The organism is Vagococcus sp. (assembly GCF_036639995.1).
Lineage (GTDB): Bacteria > Bacillota > Bacilli > Lactobacillales > Vagococcaceae > Vagococcus.
In genome coordinates this window covers 3732-27923 of record NZ_JAVWHO010000002.1, presented here as the reverse complement: position 1 = coordinate 27923, position 24192 = coordinate 3732, and the positions used below count along the sequence as shown (strand labels likewise).

The 24192-nt window shown below is 32.6% G+C and carries 23 protein-coding genes; 4 read left to right on the top strand and 19 right to left on the bottom strand.

Features of this window, described 5'->3' with window-relative positions:
* Nucleotides 1–52: 52 nt before the first annotated feature.
* From ybaK to RR554_RS01545, 3 genes are read right to left on the bottom strand one after another with little or no spacing between them, the layout of a single operon-like run.
* Complete coding sequence (gene ybaK / locus RR554_RS01555) at nt 53–541, bottom strand: Cys-tRNA(Pro) deacylase (protein ID WP_332467284.1); 489 nt, start codon at nt 539–541, stop codon at nt 53–55.
* The gene (gene aroD, locus RR554_RS01550; protein ID WP_332462544.1) at nt 519–1316 is read right to left on the bottom strand and encodes a type I 3-dehydroquinate dehydratase; all 798 of its coding nucleotides are present in this window, start codon (nt 1314–1316) and stop codon (nt 519–521) included. The genes ybaK and aroD overlap by 23 nt, the downstream gene beginning before the upstream one ends.
* 30 nt (nt 1317–1346) lie before the next feature.
* On the bottom strand, nt 1347–2525 hold the full coding sequence (locus RR554_RS01545; protein WP_332462543.1) for a class I SAM-dependent rRNA methyltransferase: 1179 nt from the start codon (nt 2523–2525) through the stop codon (nt 1347–1349).
* Nucleotides 2526–2743: 218 nt separating this feature from the next.
* On the opposite strand from RR554_RS01545, the gene RR554_RS01540 reads away from it, so the two are divergent.
* The 3 genes from RR554_RS01540 (at nt 2744) to RR554_RS01530 (ending at nt 6350) form a co-directional block, all read left to right on the top strand.
* Nucleotides 2744–4891, top strand: a complete 2148-nt coding sequence (locus RR554_RS01540; RefSeq protein WP_443081309.1) for an LTA synthase family protein — start codon at nt 2744–2746, stop codon at nt 4889–4891.
* A gap of 107 nt (nt 4892–4998) precedes the next feature.
* On the top strand, nt 4999–5799 hold the full coding sequence (locus RR554_RS01535) for a hypothetical protein (RefSeq protein WP_332462542.1): 801 nt from the start codon (nt 4999–5001) through the stop codon (nt 5797–5799).
* The gene (locus RR554_RS01530; RefSeq protein ID WP_332462541.1) at nt 5796–6350 is read left to right on the top strand and encodes a hypothetical protein; all 555 of its coding nucleotides are present in this window, start codon (nt 5796–5798) and stop codon (nt 6348–6350) included. The genes RR554_RS01535 and RR554_RS01530 overlap by 4 nt, the downstream gene beginning before the upstream one ends.
* Before the next feature lie 38 nt (nt 6351–6388).
* On the opposite strand, the gene rlmD is transcribed toward RR554_RS01530, so the two are convergent.
* The 13 genes from rlmD to RR554_RS01465 all read right to left on the bottom strand — a co-directional run bounded on the left by rlmD (nt 6389) and on the right by RR554_RS01465 (nt 22145).
* Nucleotides 6389–7756 carry a 23S rRNA (uracil(1939)-C(5))-methyltransferase RlmD gene (rlmD, locus tag RR554_RS01525; RefSeq protein ID WP_332462645.1) on the bottom strand — a complete coding sequence of 456 codons (1368 nt, stop codon included), beginning with the start codon at nt 7754–7756 and terminating at the stop codon, nt 6389–6391.
* A 27-nt stretch (nt 7757–7783) separates the two neighbouring features.
* Complete coding sequence (locus tag RR554_RS01520) at nt 7784–8806, bottom strand: diacylglycerol kinase (RefSeq protein WP_332462540.1); 1023 nt, start codon at nt 8804–8806, stop codon at nt 7784–7786.
* A 24-nt stretch (nt 8807–8830) separates the two neighbouring features.
* Nucleotides 8831–10261, bottom strand: a complete 1431-nt coding sequence (gatB, locus tag RR554_RS01515; RefSeq protein WP_332462539.1) for an Asp-tRNA(Asn)/Glu-tRNA(Gln) amidotransferase subunit GatB — start codon at nt 10259–10261, stop codon at nt 8831–8833.
* Entirely contained in the window at nt 10261–11730 is a 1470-nt protein-coding gene (gene gatA, locus RR554_RS01510; RefSeq protein ID WP_332462538.1) for an Asp-tRNA(Asn)/Glu-tRNA(Gln) amidotransferase subunit GatA, read from the bottom strand. Before gatA ends, gatB begins: the two co-directional genes overlap by 1 nt.
* The gene (gene gatC, locus RR554_RS01505; protein WP_332462537.1) at nt 11730–12035 is read right to left on the bottom strand and encodes an Asp-tRNA(Asn)/Glu-tRNA(Gln) amidotransferase subunit GatC; all 306 of its coding nucleotides are present in this window, start codon (nt 12033–12035) and stop codon (nt 11730–11732) included. The genes gatA and gatC overlap by 1 nt, the downstream gene beginning before the upstream one ends.
* Nucleotides 12036–12088: 53 nt before the next feature.
* Nucleotides 12089–14083: an NAD-dependent DNA ligase LigA gene (gene ligA, locus RR554_RS01500; RefSeq protein WP_443081312.1), complete on the bottom strand. Its 1995-nt coding sequence runs from the start codon at nt 14081–14083 to the stop codon at nt 12089–12091.
* Nucleotides 14084–14124: 41 nt separating this feature from the next.
* Nucleotides 14125–16380 (bottom strand): DNA helicase PcrA, encoded by a 2256-nt coding sequence (gene pcrA / locus RR554_RS01495; protein ID WP_332467282.1) that lies wholly within the window; start codon nt 16378–16380, stop codon nt 14125–14127.
* Between the two features lie 165 nt (nt 16381–16545).
* Nucleotides 16546–18387, bottom strand: a complete 1842-nt coding sequence (gene typA / locus RR554_RS01490; RefSeq protein WP_332462534.1) for a translational GTPase TypA — start codon at nt 18385–18387, stop codon at nt 16546–16548.
* A gap of 138 nt (nt 18388–18525) precedes the next feature.
* The gene (locus tag RR554_RS01485; protein ID WP_332462533.1) at nt 18526–19287 is read right to left on the bottom strand and encodes an inositol monophosphatase family protein; all 762 of its coding nucleotides are present in this window, start codon (nt 19285–19287) and stop codon (nt 18526–18528) included.
* 3 nt (nt 19288–19290) lie between these two features.
* Nucleotides 19291–19572, bottom strand: a complete 282-nt coding sequence (locus RR554_RS01480; RefSeq protein ID WP_332467281.1) for a UPF0223 family protein — start codon at nt 19570–19572, stop codon at nt 19291–19293.
* Between the two features lie 86 nt (nt 19573–19658).
* Complete coding sequence (locus RR554_RS01475; RefSeq protein WP_332462531.1) at nt 19659–21092, bottom strand: HAMP domain-containing sensor histidine kinase; 1434 nt, start codon at nt 21090–21092, stop codon at nt 19659–19661.
* A complete protein-coding gene (locus RR554_RS01470) occupies nt 21092–21814 on the bottom strand; it encodes a response regulator transcription factor (RefSeq protein ID WP_332462530.1) in 723 nt (240 codons plus the stop codon). Before RR554_RS01470 ends, RR554_RS01475 begins: the two co-directional genes overlap by 1 nt.
* Nucleotides 21789–22145, bottom strand: coding sequence for an SdpI family protein (locus RR554_RS01465; protein WP_332462529.1), 357 nt, complete (start codon nt 22143–22145; stop codon nt 21789–21791). The genes RR554_RS01470 and RR554_RS01465 overlap by 26 nt, the downstream gene beginning before the upstream one ends.
* Before the next feature lie 258 nt (nt 22146–22403).
* On the opposite strand from RR554_RS01465, the gene RR554_RS01460 reads away from it, so the two are divergent.
* Entirely contained in the window at nt 22404–22559 is a 156-nt protein-coding gene (locus RR554_RS01460) for a hypothetical protein (RefSeq protein ID WP_185847518.1), read from the top strand.
* 96 nt (nt 22560–22655) lie between these two features.
* On the opposite strand, the gene RR554_RS01455 is transcribed toward RR554_RS01460, so the two are convergent.
* The 3 genes from RR554_RS01455 to RR554_RS01445 form a co-directional block, all read right to left on the bottom strand.
* Complete coding sequence (locus RR554_RS01455) at nt 22656–23141, bottom strand: FUSC family protein (RefSeq protein ID WP_332462528.1); 486 nt, start codon at nt 23139–23141, stop codon at nt 22656–22658.
* A gap of 123 nt (nt 23142–23264) precedes the next feature.
* The gene (locus RR554_RS01450) at nt 23265–23615 is read right to left on the bottom strand and encodes a DUF2200 domain-containing protein (protein WP_332462527.1); all 351 of its coding nucleotides are present in this window, start codon (nt 23613–23615) and stop codon (nt 23265–23267) included.
* The gene (locus tag RR554_RS01445; RefSeq protein WP_332467316.1) at nt 23616–23909 is read right to left on the bottom strand and encodes a DUF1905 domain-containing protein; all 294 of its coding nucleotides are present in this window, start codon (nt 23907–23909) and stop codon (nt 23616–23618) included.
* Between the last annotated feature and the right edge of the window lie 283 nt (nt 23910–24192).

Here is a 24192-nt window from a genome sequence, read left to right as displayed (position 1 = left end):
AAAAGAAATTAAGTTAAGTGTTCAAAAACACTTTAACTTAATTTCTTTTTAATTACTCAACAGTAATATCAGCAAACTTGCCTCTTAATAAATCAACTAAAATTTGAGGTGCTACTTGCATTTGTAATCCCCTCATACCTGCGGAACATCGGAATGTTTCCAATTTTTCTGCTTCTACTGCAAAAAAAGTAGGGAATTGCTTTTTCATACCTATTGGTGAACAGCCTCCGTGGACATAACCTGTTAAAGGCTCCAGTTCTTTCATAGGCAACATATCTACTTTTTTATTTTGACTTATTTTTGCGATTTTTTTTAAGTCTAACTCTTTATCTCCAGGAACAACCGCGACGATTGGTCCCGTTTTATTACCAACAGCTACTAGAGTTTTATAAATTTCTGAATTATCAACGCCTAGTTGCTCTGCTGCATCTTTAGCTCCCATATGGTCTTCTGACCAAGCGTATTCTGAAATCTCAAAAGGTATTTTCTTTTTTTCTAACAAGCGAATCGCATTTGTTTTATGCGTTTTTTTCTTTGCCAAAATCTACACCCTCACTCTTTGAACTCATAACATCTAGACCTTTTCTAAGTTGACGAATTGTCATTTGTCCAGATGCTGATTTGTATTTACCCGATGAAGCAAATGTCATAACAGAACCAAACAATTCACCTGTCATTCGAGTTAACTTTCCAACTTCTCCCATCCCGATTAAAACAAACGGTATATTTTCTTTTTCCCTTTGAATGTTATCAGAACTTTGTAAAATAGTTAATACATCTTGCATATCGTTTGGTGTAACAGCTAGTTTACAAATATCTGCCCCAAGATAACGCATATCATATATCATCTCAGTCATCAATGCTTCTGTTGGTGTTTCGACAAAATCATGATTAGACAATAAAACTTTTACGTTATTTTGCTTAGCAAATCTAATTAAATCTGTTTCAGAATCAACTAATTTAGCAAATTCAATATCAATAATATCAACTAATCCAGTATGAACCATATATCGATTTAGTTCAAAATAATAATCTGGTTCAATATACTGCCCGCCACCTTCATCAAGTGTTCTAAATGTAAAAATTAAAGGCTTGTCTTCTATTGCATAACGAATAAAATAAGCCGCTTTTCTCATAAAAGAAATATCATTAACATACATAAAATAATCTGCGCGCCATTCAATCAAATCACAATCCATTTGACTAATACGCATTGCTTCTGCAAATAACTCTTCAAAGTTACTCGCAATTAAAGAAACACATACTTTTGGTTGACCTGTACCAAGTGTAAGATTTCTAACCTTTAATTTAGACATAACACATCTATCCCATCTTTTTGTTGTTTATTAAATTATTTTGTAGATTAACACCTTTAAATAGTCGCCGTCTGAAAAAGTATCAGACACAACAAAATCACTTGGTAATCTAAAAATACGTTCTTTTTTAAATTGACGTCCCGAATCAAGTATACCCTTTTCTACCATCTTCTCAAACTTTTTGAACGAAACATTTGCTGCATTAGTTGAAGCAACCAAAGTTCCATCGTTATTAATTAAATTTACCGCTTCTGTTGTTAACTTACCGTAATCTTTTGCTACTGAGAATGTTTTCTTTTTATTTCTGGCAAAGCTTGGTGGATCAAGAACAACCACATCAAAGGATAGCCCTTTTCTTTCAGCATATTTAAAATAATTAAAAACATCCATAACTAAAATCGTTTGTGTTTCAGGATCTATACCGTTTACTTGAAATTGTTCTTCTGTTTTTTCAATACTCCGCTTAGCCAAATCAACACTCGTTGTATGGAGCGCCCCACCAGCAACAGCAGCAATTGAAAAAGCACCAGTATAGCTGAATGTATTAAGCAATGTTTTTCCACTTGCTAATCCATCAATCAAACAATCTCTTACTTCTTTTTGATCTAAGAAAATTCCTGTCATTAATCCTTCATTTAGATAAGTTGCGTAATTAACACCGTTTTCTTTAACAATCAAAGGTTCCTCAGCTTGCTTGCCAATAATAAATTGTGATTCTGGTAATGTATCTGAACGGAATCTAACTTTTTCGTAAATTCCATCTAAATCCGGTAAAATATTAGTAATAATACTTATTAGTTCGTTTTTATGATCATAAATTGTTTGGTTGTACCAAGAAACGACCAGATAATTATTATACCAGTCTATGGTAATTCCTCCAAAACCGTCTCCTTCGCCATTTAAAATTCTAAAGGCAGTTGTTTGCTCATCATTAAAGAAATGCTTTCTTTTATCAATAGCCACTTCTATTTTACTTTTCAATAATTCCTCAGTTATTGGTTGATTTTCTTTAAAACTTAAAATCCAACCGTATCCTTTATTTTGAATGCCTAAATAGCCATATCCCAAAAACTGATTTGATTGACTAAAAAAAGAAACCCATTCAGAATTTATCACATCTTTTTCAGATGCTAAATCTTCTTTCTTAATTAAGGGGTACTTCTTATCAAATTTAGTTATTGCTTGATTCTTTAAAATTATACGTTTCATTAAAATACCCTTTTCCTTAAAATTCTATACTATTTATACTATATCAGTTTAAAGGTACTCAATCCACATTTTTTTATCTCCGTCTAAAGTCTTAATTTTTACTTAATACACCCTAATCTAATTGACACTTCAATTTGATAAGGGTAAAATATTAGGGAATGTTTAATAAAATAATTTTTACTAAACAAGGGTTGGAATGTAAGAAAGGAAGTTTAACTTTGAAACATAATTATTATAAAAATTTACTAAATACAAGATTAGGATTCTTCACACTAATGTCTGTTCTCTTTTGGGCTAAGAATATATTTGCCTACTTAGTAGATTTTAACTTAGGAATTGAAAGTGTCTTTCAATATTTCATTTTATTCATAAGTCCAATTGCTACGACAGTATTTTTATTCTCAGCAGCACTTTATGTAAAAAATCCTAAAAGAGCCTATACTGCCTTAATCATTATTTCATCCTTAACCACATTACTACTATTCTCTAATGTCATTTACTACAGAGAATTTACTGATTTTATTACGGTTAATACAATGTTAGGTGCAGGTAAAGTTTCTTCTGGACTTGGAGAAAGTGCCTTACGCATGTTCCGTCCATATGACTTTTTATATTGGATAGATATTATAGTCTTGACTCTTTTATTACTTTTCAAAAAGATCAAGCTTGATGAAAGACCAATCCGTGCAAGAACATCTCTTGCGATTACTTGTTTTGCAGTTTTTCTTTTTTCAGCTAACTTAACTTTAGCCGAAATGGATCGCCCAGAGCTATTAAAAAGAACTTTTTCACGTGATCACATTGTCAAATATCTAGGTATGAATGTTTTTACCGTTTATGATGGCGTTCAAACATATCATGCTAACCAACGACGTGCTCAAGCTAGCGAGAATGATTTAGTTGACGTTCAAAACTACGTTAAAGATCATCAATCAGAACCAAACAAAGACATGTTTGGTATTGCTAAAGGAAAAAATGTTATCTATATTCACTTAGAAAGTTTCCAACAATTTTTAATTGATTACAAATTAAAAGATGAAAATGGCGTTGAACATGAAGTCACACCGTTCTTAAATAGCCTATATCATTCAAATGAAACATACAGCTTTAAAAATGCCTTCCATCAAGTTGGTTCAGGTAAAACAAGTGATGCAGAAACAATGTTAGAAAATTCTTTCTTTGGCTTAGGTCAAGGACCATTATTTACACAGCTAGGTGATAAAAATACGTTCCAAGCAGCTCCAGCTATTTTAAATCAAGAAGCTGGTTATACTAGTGCTGTATTCCATGGTAATGGTGGAGCTTTCTGGAATAGAAACGAAACCTATAAACATTTAGGGTATGACTATTTCTTTGATGCTAGTTATTACGATGTTAATGAAAGTAATTCATTCCAATACGGTTTACATGATAAACCGTTTATGGACCAATCAGTAAAATATTTAGAGCATATGCAACAACCTTTCTATTCTAAGTTTATTGCTGTAACTAATCATTATCCTTATTCTCAATTTAAAGATGAAGAAGCAGGATTTCCTATTGCTAATACACCGGACCCAACAATCAATGGCTACTTTGCAACAGCTAATTATTTAGACAAAGCTGTTGAAGAATTCTTTAACTATCTTAAGAAAAGTGGCCTTTATGAAAATTCAATGATTGTCATGTATGGTGACCATTATGGTATTTCAAATTCTAGAAATAAATATCTTGCAGATTTAATTGGTAAATCCAAAGATGATTGGAATGACTTTGATGACGCTCAAATGCAGCGTGTTCCTGTTATGTTCCACATTCCTGGTCAGAAAGACGGAAAAGTTTCTGAAACTTATGGTGGACAAGTCGATATCTTGCCTACGCTTCTACATTTACTTGGTGTTGATTCATCTAAGTATATTCAATTAGGTCAGGACTTCTTCTCAAAAGACAACGATCAAGTAGTTGCATTTAGAAACGGAACAATTGAAACTCCTAAGTATACAATCATTGGACAATCAGTTTATTTAAATGAAACAGGTGAATTACTTGAAACTTTAACGGAAGATCAAGCAAGTGAAGTTGAAGTAGCAAGAGAGAAAGCTAGTACTCAGTTAAATATGTCTGATGCTTTAACCAATGGAGATTTATTACGATTCTATACTGAAAGTGGACTAGAACCTGTTAAACCTGAAGATTATGATTATAAAAATGGGTTAGAAAAACTTGAAACTATCGAAAAAGAAAAAGGTAAAAAATCAACAAGTGTTTATTCAAAACATGGAAACAAGTCAACTCAAGATATGTATGAAACAAAAACATATCAAGACTACCACGGCAAAGAAGATAATAAAACGAGTGGTAGCTCTTCTTCAGAAGAAAATAAATAGTTTAAAAAAAGATTTTGGCTTTTGCAACCAAAGTCTTTTTTTTATTTGTTATTATTCATATTTTTTTCACAACTAATAGGTATAATTTTTATTATGGAGGTGAGATAATGACAACTTTAAAACAATCTTTTGTCGCAGCAAAATATCATAAAAAAATAACTATTTTTTATTTTTTAATTTTCTCATTATTCTTATTTTCTTTTACTTTAATTTCACAATTGGTACAGACACAAAATATTACATTAAAATATATTATGAATAAATGGGATTCTCTCAGAAGTGCTTTGCCTCAGATAACCAGTGGGTTAAATGATCAATTGATTGAAAGTAATCACTACGTAACTTCTTTTTATAATGATCTATTTTTAGCCTTAGTTTTTTTCTCCATTGTTTTCTTTTTTTTACTCAGCTTTTATGCTTCAAAAATCAGAAAAGATGAAATTGATTCAATGTATTACATCGGTATCAAGCGTTCACACATCTTAAAATATCTTTTACTTGAACTTATTTCTCCAATTTTTATTAGTATATCATCACTTCTATTATTACTCATTTTATTTCATGGGCAATTTATTAATGAAAGTGTCAATATTAATAAAAAAATAGTTGATAATTATTTTGAAGAACAGTCATTAGTTTTTACTCAAACTCATGAAGATGCAGATTTAACAAATACAACTAATCAAAATAAAAAAAAGATGTCATCTAAGAATGATACTAAAACTATTTTACCCTATAATAAAGTATCGCTTTTTGATGTGAGTTTTGAGGAAATTTCTTTTAAAAATACTTTAAAAAATTACATTAGAAATTCACTTATTTTAATTGCAACAACTATTATCGGTTCTTTAGCAGGGTATTCAAGCTACATTTCACTCTGTTCGTATAGGAGGGTATTACCTGAATGATTTATGACAAACAAAATAAAGAAGCAATATTTGCTTCGCTTCTCTCAGAAAAACTAACTATTATTTTAGAACAAGAAACAACTGATAAAAGAAAGGATATCTTATCTTTTTTTCAAGCAATTAACTCTTTCAACTTTTATGCTGTAATGGGAAGAAAAAATATTATGTTACCCTTTTTAAGTGTTCAGGACAACTTACTTTTAGGTATTCCAAAAAAGGAAAAAGAAAATTTTTTAATCCAAATTAATCAGATAATTATCAAGTTTAAACTTAATGACAAGAGCTTAAAACAGAGTGCTAACGAATTGTCTGAGTATGAACAAATGATATTTCAAATCATTCGGGCGCTGATTTTGAAACAAAATATTATTATTTTTGATACTTCTTCAAATCAAATAGATACAAGCCTTTTTTTATTTAACCTTATGCCTATTCTCAAAAGTTTCACTAAGCTAAATCAAAGTACTGCAATTATTGTCACCTCTAATAACGATTTAGCAAATTCGAATTATTATGATCAATGTATTCTTTTAGATTCTCTATTCAAATAAAAGGTAGAAAAACGAATTCGTTTTTCTACCTTTTTTAATTATTTTTTTAAAACAGTAACACACTCAATATGCGATGTTTGTGGGAACATATCAATAGGTTGAACATAATCTGGTTGGTAACCTAGATCAGCATATAATTTCAAGTCACGAGCAAATGTTGCTGGATCACAAGAGATATAAACAATTTTTTCTGGATTCATTTTAGCACTTGCTTCAATAAAGCTTTCAGATAAACCTTTTCTTGGCGGGTCAACTATAATGACATTAGGTTTCATCTCTTCTTCTAACCATTTATCAAATACATATTCTGCCTTACCTACTTCAAACTCTACATTTTCAATGTGATTAATTTCAGCATTTTTTTTCGCATCTTCAATTGCATCACTTACGACTTCAACACCGTAAACTTTAGATACTTTATCTGCTAAAGATAAACCAATCGTCCCAATACCACAGTAAGCGTCGATTACAACGTCAGTTTTCTTTAATTCAGCACGGTCTATTGCTTCTTGATATAAACATTCAGCTTGTTTCGTGTTAACTTGATAAAACGATTTTGCAGAAATTTGATAGGTATTACCTAACAGTTCATCCTCAATAAATTCATCACCATATAAACGGACAAATTCTTTACCTAGAATAACATTATTATTTTCCGTATGAATACTTTGAATCATTGAAGAGACATTTGGAACTTCTTCAACAATTGCTTTACAAATTTCTCCAATTTTAAAGATTTTTTTCTTTTTCGTTACTAAAACAATCATTAATTGATTCGTATAATGACCTTTTCTAATAACAATATTTTTTAGATTGCCTGTTTGATTTTTTTCATCATATGGTTTGACATTAAAGCGTTCAAGAATTGGTTTGATTGCAATAAGAGCAGCATCAATTTCTGGTTCTTGGATATAAAAATCCTCAATAGGTACTAAATCGTGACTATTTCTTCTAAAAAATCCAAATTCTAGACGATCATTCAATTTTCTAACTGGAATTTGTGCTTTATTACGATATTTTGATGGTACTTCCATTCCCTTAGTTGCCTTTACTTCAACGCTATCAAACCCACCAATTCGGTGTATCACCTTTTCAACTTGATTTTGTTTAAATTGTAATTGTGCATCATAAGTCATATGGTGTAATGGTGCGATACCAGTTCTTATCCAGTCGGACTCAACGTCCTCAACACGGTTTTCACTTTTTACTTTCCATTGTAATACTTTTCCATAAGCAAATTTTTTCGTTGTCTTCAATACGCGTACTTCTACTTCCTCACCTGGAATTGCATTTTCAATAAAAATTGGATAATAGTCAACTTTTCCTACACCACGTCCATCGTGAGTTAGATCTTCAATGACCACCCATACTTTATCATTCTTAGTTACAGGTATTTCTTTTTTTATGTTTGTCATATAGTCCGTCCTTTAGTTTTACTCTTTGTCTGCAATAACTCCGTCACCATCAATATCTTCATTTGTCAATTGTTCAACTTCTTTAATAAACTGATCTGAGGCTTCTTCCATATCACCTGAAACAGCTGAATCAGGAATCTCATCCAAATTAGCATAAATTTCAATATGTTGTTTTAAATTTTCAAAAGTCATCGGTGCATCTCCACCATATTCACCATCAAGATTGATCATCATTCGAAAATCTTTATCTTTTGGTTCTGCATATAGTTTAGATGTTTTAGTATAGATTAACCGTTTATCATTAACATGCTTTCCTCCATTAATCATCATTGCAACTAAATGCATTATTTCAATGACATTTGCTGTTTTTACGATAATTAATGAAAATTTTCCATCATCAAGTTGGGCATCAGGTGCAATTTGCTCAAACCCACCAATTGAATTTGTTAATCCTAGGAAAAACATAGATGCTTTCCCTTCATATACTCCATCATCATATTCTAATTTCATATCGATTGGTTTTACTCGTGGAAGCATTTCAGCTCCCTTAACTAAGTATGCTAAGTAGCCAAAAACACTTTTCAACTGTGAAGGAACTTCATAAGTCAATTCTGTTAAATAGCCACCTGCTCCAATATTCATAAAATAAGTATCATTTGCTTTTCCAATATCGGATTTAATTGTTTGGTTTTTTAAAATCACTTCTGCTGCGCTAACCACATTGTCACGTGGAATATGAAGAGCTCTGGCAAAATCATTTGTTGTGCCACCAGGAATGATAGCTAATTTCGGTCTACTTTCAAGAGGAGCGATACCATTAATTACTTCATTAATCGTGCCATCTCCACCAGCTGCAACAATTAAATCAAATCCTGCTAAACCACAACGGTTAGCTTCTTTTTTTGCTGAAAATGGTTCTGGAGTTGTCGCATAAGCACTTGATTCATAGCCTGCTTGCTCCATAACATTTAAAATATCTGCTAGATTTTTTTTAAGTAATTCTTTACCCGATGTTGGATTATAAATTAGTCGTGCCTTCATGGCCTTCTCCTTATCTAGAAGAGCTTATCTTTTTGATAGTTCTTCATTCAATAGTTTATTAACAACCCCTGGGTTTGCCTTACCTTTTGTTGCTTTCATAATTTGACCTACTAAGAAGCCAACTGCTCTGCCCTTACCATTTTTAAAGTCTTCAATTGATTGTGCATTTCCATCAAGAATATCATTAATTACTGGTAACAATTGAGCCGGATCAGATAACTGAACAAGTCCTTTTTCTTCAACAACTTCTTTTGCATCTCCACCATTTTCAATTAATTCTTTAAATACTTTTTTAGCAATTTTAGAACTTATTGTACCATCAGCAATCAAATTAATCATACCAGCTAAATTATTTGGCGTTAATTTAGTATCTAGTAATTCAATTTTTTCACTGTTCAGATAAGCAGAAACTTCACCCATTAACCAGTTAGAAGCTTGTTTAGCATCTGCCCCTTCGTCTAGTGTTGCATTAAAGAAATCCGACATATCTCTTGATAGAGTTAATACCATCGCATCATATTCTGGTAATCCTAATTCTTCAACATAACGTATACGTCTTGCTGCTGGTAGTTCAGGAATACTTTGACGAACACTTTCTACCCATTCATCAGAAATTTCAACACGAGGAACATCTGGTTCTGGGAAATAGCGATAATCACTTGCGCCTTCTTTAACACGCATCAAAATAGTTGATTTTGTTGTTTCATCATACCTTCTTGTTTCTTGTTGAATTTCTCCACCTGATAACAATGTTTTTGCTTGGCGTTTTTCTTCATGAATCAAGCCCATTTTAACATTATTTAATGAGTTTAAATTTTTAAGTTCTGCTTTTGTTCCAAATTTTTCTTGGCCATAAGGGCGTAAAGAAATATTTGCGTCACAACGCATTGATCCTTCTTCCATTTTAACGTCACTAACACCAGAGAACTGGATAATTGAACGAAGAGCCTCTAAATAAGCATAGGCTTCTTCTGGCGAGCGCATATCCGCTTCTGAAACAATCTCAATCAGTGGCGTTCCTTGACGATTTAAATCAACATAAGAATAACCATCAGTGCCATGAATGTTTTTACCTGCATCTTCTTCCAAATGCACACGTTCGATCCCGATCTTTTTCTTTTTACCTTCTACTTCAATTTCAATCCAACCATCATGTCCAATCGGCTCATCATCTTGAGTAATTTGGTATGCTTTAGGATTATCTGGATAAAAGTAATTTTTACGATCAAAATGGGTAGATTGAGAAATAGTACAATTTAAAGCTAGAGCGGCTCTCATACCATATTCTAGCGCACGCTTATTCATTACTGGTAAAACGCCTGGCATACTAAAGTCAACAGCGTTTGTATTTGTGTTAGGATCTGCACCAAAGTGAGCGGCAGAGGATGAGAAGATCTTAGAGTCTGTTTTTAACTCCACGTGAACCTCTAATCCGATAACTGTTTCAAAATTCATTAAGCATTACCTCCTAAAATAACTGGTTTCATTTTATGAAACTCTGTTGCTTTTTCAAATGCATCAGCTGCTTGATACATTTTTTCTTCTTCAAAGTAGTTTCCGATTAATTGTAAACCGATTGGCATACCTTCTGAGAAACCACATGGTAAACTAATTCCTGGAAGACCAGCTAAGTTTACTGGTATTGTTAAAACATCTCTCATATAAGCTGTTACCGGATCATCTTTATCTGAGCCAAAGTTATGAGCAATAGTTGGTGACACAGGCCCTAAAATCAAATCATAGTCATTAAACACTTTTTTAAAGTCTTCAATGATTAATGTTCTTACTTGACCAGCTTTTTTAAAATGCGCATCATAAAAACCTGAACTTAGTGAGAATGTTCCTAGCATAATACGACGTTTTACTTCATCTCCAAAACCTTCAGAGCGTGATTTAACATAAACATCTTCTAAGTTCTCAATATTTTCAGAACGATAGCCGTAACGAATACCATCGAAACGTTGCAAGTTAGATGAGGCCTCAGATGAAGCAATAATATAATAAACTTGTACGCCATATTTTGAATGAGGAAGACTTACTTCTTCAACGATAGCGCCTAATTGACGGTAAGTTTCCATCGCTTTTTGAATTGATTCACGAACCATTGGATCAACACCATCTGTCATGAATTCCTTAGGTACACCGATTTTCATGCCTTTGATATCTTTACCAATTAACGAGGTAAAATCAGGCACTTCTTTTTTAGCACTTGTACTATCATGAACATCATGTCCTGAAATAGCATTTAATACCATTGCATTATCTTCTACTGTACGTGTCATTGGCCCAATTTGATCTAGACTTGAAGCAAAGGCTATCAAGCCAAAACGAGAAATACGACCATATGTTGGTTTCACGCCAACAATTCCATTGTAAGAAGCCGGTTGGCGAATACTACCACCTGTATCCGTTCCTAAAGAAGCTGGAATTTGACCAGCCGCAACACTTGCTGCTGAACCACCTGATGAGCCTCCTGGAACTTTTTCATCACTCCACGCATTCTTAGTTTTCTTGAAATAAGAAGTTTCTGTTGAAGAGCCCATAGCAAACTCATCCATGTTCATTTTACCAACAGGAATCATTCCTGCTTCATAAATTTTTGTCATGACCGTTGCATCATAAGGTGGATTAAAATTATACAACATTTTACTTCCAGCTGTTGTTAATAAATCTTTTGTTACGATGTTATCTTTAATGCCAATCGGAATACCTGCTAAAGGCATATCTGTTGATGGTCCCTTTTTATCTAATTCTCTAGCTGATTCTAATGCTTTTTCTTCATTCAATGTAATAAATGCTTCTATTTTTTCTTCTGTTGCATTAATACGCTCAAATGAATCTTTAATAACCTCTTCAACCGTTACTTCTTTTGATTGAATTTTATTTGATAGTTCTTTAACTGTTAATTCATATAAATGACTCATTATGCTCCTGCCTCCCCATTGTCCATAATCGCAGGAACTTTAATAAATCCATCTTTAGATTCTGGCACGTTTTTCATTAATTCATCTCTTGTTTCACTTTGGATTACAATATCCTCACGTAAAACAGTCATTTCAGATGCCACATTTGACGTAAAAGGAACACCCTTTGTATCAACGCTCTCCAATTGTTCTACCATTTCTATTATGTTACCCATTTGAGTTGTAAACATTTCTAATTCATTATCATCTACTGATAATTTAGAAAGATGAGCAACGCGTTTTACTTCTTCTTTAGATATTGCCATATTATTTTTCGCTCCTTATTCCTGAAAATCATGTTTTTATCCACTATACTATTCTATTCAACTTTAGTACTATTTTCAATGGCTGAAACCATTTGTTCTTCATTCCATACAGTAACTTCTAATTTTAATGCTTTTTCAAGCTTACTACCAGCTTCTTCACCTGCAACAACAATATCTGTTTTTTTAGAAACACTGCCTGTGACTTTCCCACCTAAAGCTTCTATTTTTTCTTTGGCTTCATTTCGGTTAAAGTGTGTCAGCTTTCCAGTTAATACAATCGTTTTATCTTTAAAAGGTGACTCAACATGAGATAAGTCTTCTAGAGTCTTACCTAAATAAGTAAGATTAATTTCTGCTCTTTTAAGTTCGGCAATCAACTCATGAACTTCTTCATTAGCAAAATATTTTTCTAAACTATCTGCAATAACAGGACCAATCGTGTCAATGCCACTGACTTCCTCTTTAGTTGCTGACATCACAGCATCTAATTCTTTAAATTTTTCAGCAATTAGCTTAGCAGCTTTAGAACCTACATGTTGAATACCTAAACCAAATAATAATTTTTCAAGAGAATTAGTTTTACTATTATTGATTGCGGTTAAAATATTATTAGCTGATTTTTCTTTAATTTTATCCAATGTTAATAATTCTTCTTCTGTGACAAAATATAAATCTGCAACATTTTTAATTATTTCTTTATCGTACATTTGTTCTAAAACCTTTGGACCTAAACCATCAATATTCATTGCATTTCGAGAAACAAAATGGTTTAATCCTTCTTTAATTTGTGCAGGACACATTGGGTTCATACATCTTAACGCTACTTCTGATTCAATTCTTTCAAGTTCAGATCCACAAGCTGGACAATGTGTTGGAAATTCGTATACCTTACTATCTGTGCGGCGTTTATCGACTAGAACTCTAGTTACTTCTGGGATAATATCTCCTGCTTTATGAATCATTACAGAATCCAATAATCGAATGTCTTTTTCCTTTATTAAATCAACATTATGCAGACTTGCCCTGGATACTGTTGTTCCTGCAAGTTGAACAGGATCCATTACTGCCGTTGGAGTCACTACTCCTGTTCGACCGACTGTCCACTCAATGTCACGAATAATTGTCTCTGCTTCTTCTGCTGGAAACTTGTAAGCAATCGCCCATCTAGGTGCCTTAACCGTAAAGCCTATGTCTTTCTGAGCTGAAAAATCATTTACTTTAATAACGATGCCATCAATTTCATAATCAAGTTCATTTCTTTTATCCAAAAAATTTTCAATGTAATCCCAAACGTCTTCAATTGACTGACATAATTGTCGTTGATGGTTTGTTTTAAAGCCAATTATATCTAGTTCATCTAAAGAAGCTGCTTGCGTTGAAAAATCAAAGGAAGATGTTTCTGCTACCGTATAAATGAACGTACTTAAGTTACGTTTGGAAGTAATTTTTGAATCAAGTTGCCTTAAACTTCCAGCTGCTGCATTTCTTGGATTAGCAAACACATTCTCACCATCAGCTTCACGCGCTTCATTCAACTGAATGAACGATTTTTTTGGCATATAACACTCACCACGAACTTCAATATCAATAGGCTGTTTTAATTTTAAAGGAATTGACATTACTGTTTTTAAATTTTGTGTAATATCTTCCCCAATGACACCATCTCCACGAGTAGCTCCTTGAATAAATAAACCATTTTCATAACGTAAATTGATAGCCAAACCATCAATTTTAAGTTCAACCATATATTGAATTTCTTTATCTGTTAATTTTTTTATTCGTTTATCAAAATCAAGTAAATCACCTTTATTAAAAGCATTATTCAGACTCATCATAGGCACTTGATGCTCAACTTTGTTAAATCCAGTTAAAATTTCTCCGCCGATTCTTTGAGTAATAGAATCAGATGTTACTAAATCCGGAAATGTTTCTTCTAGTTCAACAAGCTGGTGATAAATTTTATCATATTCAGCATCTTCAACTGTAGGCATATCTTTAACATAATATTCATGTGCCCACTGGTTTAGCTTTTCGTTAAGTGCTATCATTTCTCTTTGTGCTTGTTTTTTATCCAATCCTCATCACTTCCTTAATCAACTTTTTTAATTGGCGCAAATGCTGCTAATAAACGTTTAATTCCTTGTGCTGGAAAAGCAATATCAAGTTCTAAATCTTTACTTGATCCAGAGACTTTGACAACTGTGCCGATGCCCCATTTTTTATGCTCAGCTTTGTCTCCAGGACTCCATGCACTAGCTTCACCACCAGTTTGAACTTTGTTTGATACAGAAGTTTTTTCTGGTTGGATATAATTTGAACGTTTCGGACGTTCACCAATCGGTGTTTGTCTAACGACTCGATTTTCTTGTCCAAATGTCTCTAATACTTTTTCGTCAATTTCACCTAGAAATCTTGACGGACGATTATACTGAGTACGACCGTAAAGTGTACGGCTAAAAGCATTTGTCAGGAATAGTTTTTCTTCTGCTCTTGTTATTCCTACATAAGCCAGACGACGCTCTTCTTCTAATTCATCGTTTTCTAAAATAGCACGTGAAAGTGGGAAGACACCTTCTTCCATTCCCATTAAGAAGACAAATGGGAATTCCAAGCCTTTTGCTGCATGGAGCGTCATGAAAGTCACTTGACTTTGATCTTCTTCTAGACTGTCGATATCAGCAACAAGAGCTAAATCATTTAAAAATAAGGTTAATTTATTTGGTGCTTCTTCTTCTGATTCTAACTCATTATCGTCATATTCCCCTGCTTCAAATCGTTTATCAAATTCCTGTGTTACTGATAAAAACTCTTCTAAATTTTCTAATCTTGAGTGAGCTTCTAAGGTGTTTTGACGTTTTAAGTCATCGCGATAATCACTTTTTTCCAAGACTTGTTCTACTAGTTCAGTCACACTTAAAAAAGGAATCATTTGCTTAAAGTCTTGCATCATGGCTCCAAAACCAGCTAGTTCATTGTGAGCTTTTCCAGTGATATTTGTTAAGTCGATATCAACAGCTGCTTGCAGTAGGGACCATTCATGAATTTCAGCAAAATCTCTTAGTTTTTGTACAGTTCCTGGACCAATACCTCTTTTAGGCACATTAACAACACGCTCAAAACTTAATGAGTCCATCTCGTTTGAAATAACATTTAAGTAAGCTAAAATATCACGAATTTCCTTACGATCATAAAACTTATGACCACCAACCATTTTATAAGGAATATTTGATTTTAGAAATGTTTCCTCTACCACACGACTCATTGCGTTTGTTCGATATAACACACAAAAATCACCATATTTTTTATTTTCTTCTGCAACTAATTTTTGAATAGTTGAAACAATAAACTGTGTTTCCTCTCTTTCATTCTCACCTCGGTAATAAACAACTTTTTCACCGTCATTATTATCTGTCCAAAGATTTTTCTTTTTACGATTGTCATTTCTTTCAATGACACTATTAGCAGCCTGTAAAATATTTTTTGTCGAGCGATAATTTTGCTCTAATAAAATAGTTTTTGATGTTGGATAATCTTTTTCAAAATCTAAAATATTTTGCATATCAGCTCCACGCCACCCATAAATACTTTGATCAGCATCTCCAACAACACACAAATTCTCAAACCGTTTAGCTAACATATTAACTAACGTATATTGTGCATGGTTTGTATCTTGATACTCATCCACATGAATATACTGAAATTTATTTTGATAATAAGCTAAAATATCAGGACTTGTTTGAAGTAAGCGAATCGTTAACATAATTAAATCATCAAAATCCATAGATTGATTTTGTCTCAATTCTTTTTGATAACGTTTATAACATGTTCCTACCACTTTTTCAAAAAAGCCTGTATATTTTTCTTCGTATAATTTAGGTGTTAATAATTCATTTTTAGCATTACTAATGGCACTTAGCATACTTCTTGGATCATATTTTTTTGAATCAATATTTTCTTCTTTTAATATCCGTTTCATTAAAGTTAATTGGTCACTACTGTCTAAAATCGTAAAGTTGCGATTATAACCAATTACATCTACATCTCGCCGTAACATACGGACACACATAGAGTGAAAGGTAGATACCCACACATCTTCACCACTTGGCCCTAAAATTTTAATGACACGATCTTTCATTTCCCGTGCTGCTTTATTTGTAAAGGTAATCGCAAGAATGTTCCACGGATTAATATCTTTTTCATTAATAATATAAGCAATTCGATGGGTCAAGACACGTGTTTTACCACTGCCTGCTCCAGCCATAATTAAAAGCGGTCCATTTGTGTGCATTACCGCTTCTTTTTGTTTTTCATTTAAGCCTTGAATTAGACTATCTTTATTATTCATGATGTACGAACACCCTTTCTTATCAAATCTTTTCCATTATAGCAAAAATCAAGAGAAATAGCTGTTAAAATGAGAATAATTTCGCGATTTAAACCACACTTTTTTGATGATTATCTCAATAAAAAAAGAGACTGGAATCAAAAAACTCCAATCTCTCACTTGTTTCTAGTTATCTGCTGTTTTTTTACGTTTAGCCGCTTTTTCACGTTCAGCTTTGTTTAAGATTTGTTTTCTTAAACGAATGCTTTCTGGTGTTACTTCACAGTATTCATCGTCATTTAAGAATTGTAAAGATTCTTCCAATGAAAGAATTTTCGGTTTCTTAATAACTGATGTTTGGTCCTTATTAGCTGAACGAACGTTAGTCATTTGCTTAGCTTTCGTAATGTTAACGCCTAAGTCATTTTCACGACTATTTTGACCTACAATCATACCTTCATATACTTCAGTACCTGGTTCAACGTAAACAGTTCCACGTTCTTCGATACTCATAATACTGTATGTTGTTGCTTTTCCTTGGTCAATTGAAACTAACGCACCATTACGACGACCACTTACTAAACCAGAAAGAACTGGTAAGTATGAATCAAACGTATGGTTCATAATTCCATAACCACGAGTTAATGACATAAATTCAGTTGAGTAACCAATTAATCCTCTAGCTGGTGCTAAGAAAATCAAACGAACTTGGCCGTTTCCAGAATTAATCATATCTTGCATTTCAGCTTTACGTTGACCTAAAGATTCAATAACTCCACCCATATATTCTTCAGGTGTGTCAATTTGAACTCTTTCAAACGGTTCGCATACAGTGCCATCTACTTCACGATAAATTACAGTTGGTCTTGAAACTTGTAATTCAAACCCTTCACGACGCATGTTTTCAATCAAAATTGATAAATGTAGTTCTCCACGGCCTGAAACAGTCCATCTATCAGGAGATCCAGCTTCTTCAACTTTTAATGAAACGTCAGTTTGTAATTGATTTAATAAACGTTCTTCAATTTTTCTAGCAGTAACAAATTTACCTTCGCGACCTGCAAATGGTGAATTATTTACTAAGAATGTCATTTGTAATGTTGGTTCATCAATATGTAAGATTGGTAACGCTTCTTGATGATCAGCAGGTGTAACAGTTTCTCCAACGAAAATATCTTCCATACCAGAGACTGCAATCAAATCTCCTGCTTTAGCTTCTTGGATTTCTACACGGTCTAAACCAAAGAATCCTAATAATTTAGTTACTCTAAATTTCTTAACTTCTCCATCAAGTTTCATTAATGTTACTTGATCACCAACTTTAATTGTTCCACGGAACACACGACCAATACCGATACGGCCAACATATTCGCTGTAATCTAATAAAGATACTTGGAATTGTAATGGTTCGTCACTATTGTCAACAGGAGCTGGAATGTGATCTAAGATAGCATCATAAACATAGTTCATTGTTGACTCTTGGTCTGCTGGATCATCTGATAAACTTGTTGTACCATTAACAGCTGATGCATAAACAACTGGGAATTCTAATTGGTCATCATCTGCACCTAATTCGATTAATAATTCTAACACTTCGTCTACTACTTCAGCAGGACGAGCAGTTGCTTTATCAATCTTATTAACAACCACGATTGGTGTTAGTTTTTGTTCTAGGGCTTTTTTCAATACGAAACGTGTTTGAGGCATTGTGCCTTCATACGCATCTACAACTAAGATAACACCATCAACCATTTTCATGATACGTTCAACTTCTCCACCAAAGTCCGCATGTCCTGGTGTATCTAAAATGTTGATATGTTTGTCTTTGTAATTAATCGCTGTATTTTTAGCTAGAATAGTAATACCACGTTCTTTTTCGATATCTCCTGAATCCATTGCTCTTTCTTGAATCTGTGTGTGGCTATCAAATGTGTTTGACTGTTTCAACAATTCATCTACCAACGTTGTTTTACCATGGTCAACGTGGGCTATAATTGCCACGTTACGAATATCTTCTCTTAATTTCACTATCTTAGACTCTCCTCACTCTATTAAAACAAAAGACGAACCTTGTTCGCCTAATTTTTCCGACTGTTTATTATAACAAAAAAAACGACTGAAAAAAAGTGAAAAGTTTTCATTTCGACTTTTTTTACAAAAAATTAACTATTTAAAAATATCTTGATAAGTTTTTTCCGTAGCAACAACGAAATATTGCCTACCATCTAAAATACTATAATCACTACCATCAAATTTGGAACATTTAAGTCCTAATGGGATTCCTAACGCTACACCTGCTGCAAAATCCCAAGGAGCCAAATGGGAAATATACCCATTTTGCTTGCCTCGTAAAATATTTAAAAAGTCAAGACCAGCACATCCTAACATACGAATACCGACAGCTTCAAATCCAATATTTTGAGCATTTGAAAAATTTTTAGCAAACATTCCACTATTAATTCCAATCAGTCCATCTTTTAAACCAATGTTTTCAATCTTTTTGATAGGTTCTCCGTTTAAAAAGACTCCTGTTTCTTTTCCGCCATAAGCAAATTCATTCTTAATAACATCATAAATAAATCCTAAAACAGGTTCATTATCTTCAAAGATTCCAATCATAATACAAAAATTTTCTTGTTGCTTAACAAAATTTAACGTGCCATCAATTGGGTCGATTAACCAAATTCTCCCCTTAGTATCGGAGATAGTATCTCCCAAACCTTCTTCACCTAAAATTAAATCATTTGGGTAATGAGCTCTAATTTTTTCAACTAAGAATTTTTCTGTTTCTTTGTCAACATTAGTGACTAAATCATGTCGATTGCTCTTTTCTTCGACCAACAGTGGGTGTTCAAGCTTTTGCTTAACCTCTCGAGCAGCTTCAGTAATCCAATCAACAACTTGTTCCATTAGTTTTACTTTACTCATTGATTAAAAATCCTTTCTGTTTAACGGACCTGTTTTCTGAGCTTTTGCTTGCTTAACAACACGGTACAAAGAATAACCAGATAACTCTTCGAAATCTCTTCCTAATTGTCTTTCTTCACCAATACTTTTAACGACTGTTTTAAACTCTGTATAAGTTGCTAGAAAAGATTCGGCTGTCATTTTATTTTCATAGGTTTCCTCTAGTTTCCCCCATAAATTAACAACTTTTATCATCTCTTCAGTTGTCCACTCAGGATTTAATGGATAGCTATAGTTTTCGGTCATATTCTCATCCTTACATTTTATGTCTACTAAAGTGTATCAAAAAAAAGCGATTAGGTATAGTCAAACAAAAAAAAGGATAGAAAAATCTATCCTTCCTCTGGTATTTGGTCTGGAAAACTAATCGTAAAAGTGGTTCCTACATTAACTTCACTTTCAACTTTTATCGTTCCACCATGAAGCCTTACAAGCTGATCTACAATAGATAAACCTAAACCAGATTCACCATATTTTGTATTTTTTCGAGATGGATCTGCTTTGTAATATCTGTCCCAAACGTTCTTCACTTGATCCTCAGACATACCAATTCCTGTATCACTCACACTTACATTTGTTTCCATGTAACCTCTTGAAACACTGAGCGTTATCTGTCCGTCTTCTGTAAATTGAATTGCATTCGTTATTATATTAACCATAACCTGTACGAAACGATCATAATCAGCATACACTTCAACTGGTTCTGTTGTTTCTAAGATAATTTCGTCATTCTTGTCTTTTGCTTTTCCACTTAGTTGATCCACTAACGTTTCAAGAATTTCTGTTGCATTTAATTTTTGAATCGCGATGCTAATTTGATTGGTTAAGATTTTTTCGTAATCAAGATTTTCATTAACTAATCTGATTAAACGTCTTGTTTCATTTTGCATAAGTGTAATACATTTTTCTTCTTGATCTTTTGGAATTGCTTTGTAAGCAAGACCTTCTAACAATCCGTTAATTGTTGTTAACGGTGTTCTCATTTCATGAGCAACGTCAGCCATAAAATTTCGCCTTCGCTCTTCTTGACGCTCAATTTCGATATGGGACTCTTTTAGAGCGACTGCCATTTGATTGAAGTCTTGAGCAAGGTCATCTAATTCATCGTTATTTTTTACATCCAAATAAACATCAAAGTTACCTGCAGCAATTTGATTAGTTGCTCGTCGCATTCGATTAATTCGATTAACTTGAAACTTCGCCAAGATATAACTAATAATCAAAGCAATAACTGTGGAAATAATAAAACCTTTAAAAAGATTTTGTGTGACAGAACTAACACTTTTTTCAATGTTGCTACTTGGTTGCCACACAATTAATGCTCCTTCATAATCTAAATTAGGTGCAGAAAAAAGTGGTTGAATAAAAACTGCAATCATTGTTTTTTTATTTTCTAAAGAATTAACAACGGTTTTTTTGATGGATTTACCATCTTGTAAATCTTTTAATTCCTCATTAGAAATCAAATTTTTAGCTGATTGATTTTCAATACTTGGTGGATAAGTAACTGTTCTATTTTTATCCAACAAATAAAAACCGACATGTTGATTCTTTACAATAGCATTAGTCGTATCAAGAGACTGCTTTAACGTCCAGTTTTGCTCCTCCATGTTATCTATAATCGTTGTTGAGTATCCCTTTAACTGGTTATAGGTTGTTTCCTTCACCGTTGTTTTTGTAATTCTTGTAAAGGCAACACCAAAAATTAAAAGAACTGTTAAAATAATCGCAAAAAAAGCAATCATTTGTTGTAGCAAATAACGCATTACTCACCGACTCCTGAATCATCGAATTTATAGCCAACTCCCCAAACGGTTTGAATAACTTGAGGTCCAACTTTTTCGATCTTTTGTCTTAATTTTTTAATATGAGCATCAACTGTTCTTTCGTCACCAAAATATTGATAATCCCAAACAAGTTCTAATAATTTTTCTCTTGAAAAAACTTGTCTTGGTTTTTTAGCTAAAGTTAATAATAAGTCAAACTCTTTAGGGGTTAAACCATCTACTAACTGATCATCAAGGTACGCTTCTCTCGTTTTTGTATTCATTTTAAAATGTTCCGTAATTACGTCGAATGCCGAATCAATATCGTTTGTTGTTTTTTCAGTATCTTCAATTAATGCAGCGCGGCGATGAAGTGCCTTGATCCTAGCAATAAGTGTAATCGGACTAAATGGTTTGGTCACATAATCATCTGCTCCCATTTCTAAGCCAATCACTTGATCACTTTCAGAGTCTCTTGCTGTCAACATAATAATGGGTACAGTTGTCGATACTTTTCTTATTTCACGACAAACAGTAACACCATCCATTGTTGGTAGATTTAAATCCAACGTAATCATATCCCAACTTTCAGGGCTTGCTAAAAATTTATCTAACCCGTCTTTTCCATCGTATTCAAACGTAACATCCCATTCTTCGTTTAAGAAAAACATTTTCATCATTTCTGAAACTGATTCATTATCCTCGATCATTAGTAATTTCATTTACTGTCTCTCCTTCTTCGTCATTAAATTTTTCAAGTTTTCTTTCCATTAAGTAAAAAATTCTGATTATTGGTATTCCAATCAAGAGAACTTCGATAATAAAAAAATGAACAAAACCAAATTGTTTCAATAAGAAACCAACAATAAAAGTGGGTATTCCAATTAAAAGAAAGGTTTTACTTGCTTCTTTTTGAGCAAATTCGTAACTTTTGTCACTCATTTTAGCTCTTTGTGTTCTATATCCGTACTTATTAACCCGCTGTTTAGAAGGAAACACTAGATATAACACACCTATTGCACATAAAATTAATCCTACAAAATAAAAAACCATATTATTTACACCAATCCTTATTAATACATCTAGTATACTATGTTTTTTTTGAATTCGAAATAAAACTTTCAATAAAAATAACGAATTAATAAAACTAGCCACCTCTTATCTTAATAAAAATTTATGAAGTATCCATGAAATTTACACATTTTTCTCTTGCTTAAAATAAATAGCTATGTTAGATTGAGTGTAGGAATTTTGTTACCATGAAAGTTTATGCCTTTCTTTAAAAAGAAACAAGCGAAAGGAGAATTTATTATGGTATTTAACAATCAAGCAATTCAATATCGTATAACTTTAGACACTGAGGCAAATATCTTTATTGTCTTTGATGCAAACAATGAAAATATTTCAGCACAAGGTTCTACTATTGAAGAAGCAAAAAACAATTTAAATCAACTAGTTAAGGAGTAATCAACTGTGGAAGATTCCAGCTATTGACGAAGGTATTCAATCATTTTATATGGATGGATACCTTTTTGTTATGCAAAAAAAACAATTTCAAGTGATCTACTCAAAATTGTTTTCTGCTTTTTCCATTCTTTTATAACGACAAGGAATAGCAACGTTCATACCAAATGCCACAAACATTCCAATAAAACTATCTAAAACACGAGCTAAAGCATAACTATAAGATTGATTATCTGGAATCATAAAAAGAATGGTTAAAAATGTAGCACAAGCCCCAACTGTTCCCTCATAACAATTTGCCACTGATAATAACCAGATCATCAATGTAATTAATAACGGGATTGCGAATAACTGAACAAGATTTCCGTCACCAAATTGATTAAAAATAAAGATGGCAACTACTGAAAACATTGCTCCCATAATATTTCCAACCACTCTATGTCTGCCAAATTTTAACGTATTATACATATCTTCTCTCAAGGTAAAAACTGCTGTTATAGATGAAACAACATAGGTTTCTCTATGAAAAATAAAACTTATTAAAATACAAATAAACACGCTTAACCCTGTTTTTATTGTGCGCATACCAATTCTCAACTTATTTCATTCCTACTTTCCTTTTTTGAAATGAAAAAAGCTTTCTTTTTCAAGAAAACTTTTCATTTATATCCTATTTTAAAGGCAATCCTAAAAAAAAGCAAATACCCATTAACTTCTCAACACTTTTTCAATCTTTTTTCCTTTTGCCAATTCATCTACCAGTTTATCTAAATATCTTATTTTTTGCATTAGAGAGTCTTCAATTTCTTCCACACGATAACCACAAATAACCCCTTTTATTAATTTAGCATTCTCATTAAATTCAGGTGCCTCTTCAAAAAAATCTCGAAATGAGGTTTCTTTCTTTAATTGCTCATCTAGACTAAGTGCATCATAGCCTGTTAACCAAGTAATCACTTGATCTAACTCTTCTTTTGTTCTGCCTTTTTTTTCAATTTTTTTCAAGTACAATGGATAAACACTTGCAACTGACATATCAAAAATTTTGTGATTAGACATTTACCTGTCCTCCTTCTCTTGTACATTTATAGTAATAATATCTCCAATATCTTTTTTTAATATCTGACGGATATCTTTTTTAATTCCTATAATATAGCAAATGTTTCCTTTTGAATCTTTAACTCCCATATTCACAATACTACCTTCATAAGGTATTCCTTCAAATTCAACTTGAACTTTGACACGACCTTTACCGAATTCTTCACGAATATCAAATGGAAAAATAACATAGGCGCCCCCTTTGCCAACTTCCGAAGAATATATTGTTGAATTAAATTCATATATTTTTTTCACCATTATCTTACCTTCTTTTTATATTTAATATAGCATATAATGTCTATTTTTCTGCTTTATATTACTCCGAAGTGTTCCATTTCAATTTGATAACATCTATAATTAAACTTGAGAAAGAATAAGGAGGAAATGCTGTGTTTAGTCTTATTAGTTTAATTGCTGGGATGTTGCTACTTAGTTTTGTTTTAATTTCAAAAAATAAAAAAGGAATTCAAACTATCTGTTTATTACTCGTCTTACTCGTTTTCTGTGGGGCTGCTAAACCTAACAAAAATTACTTAAA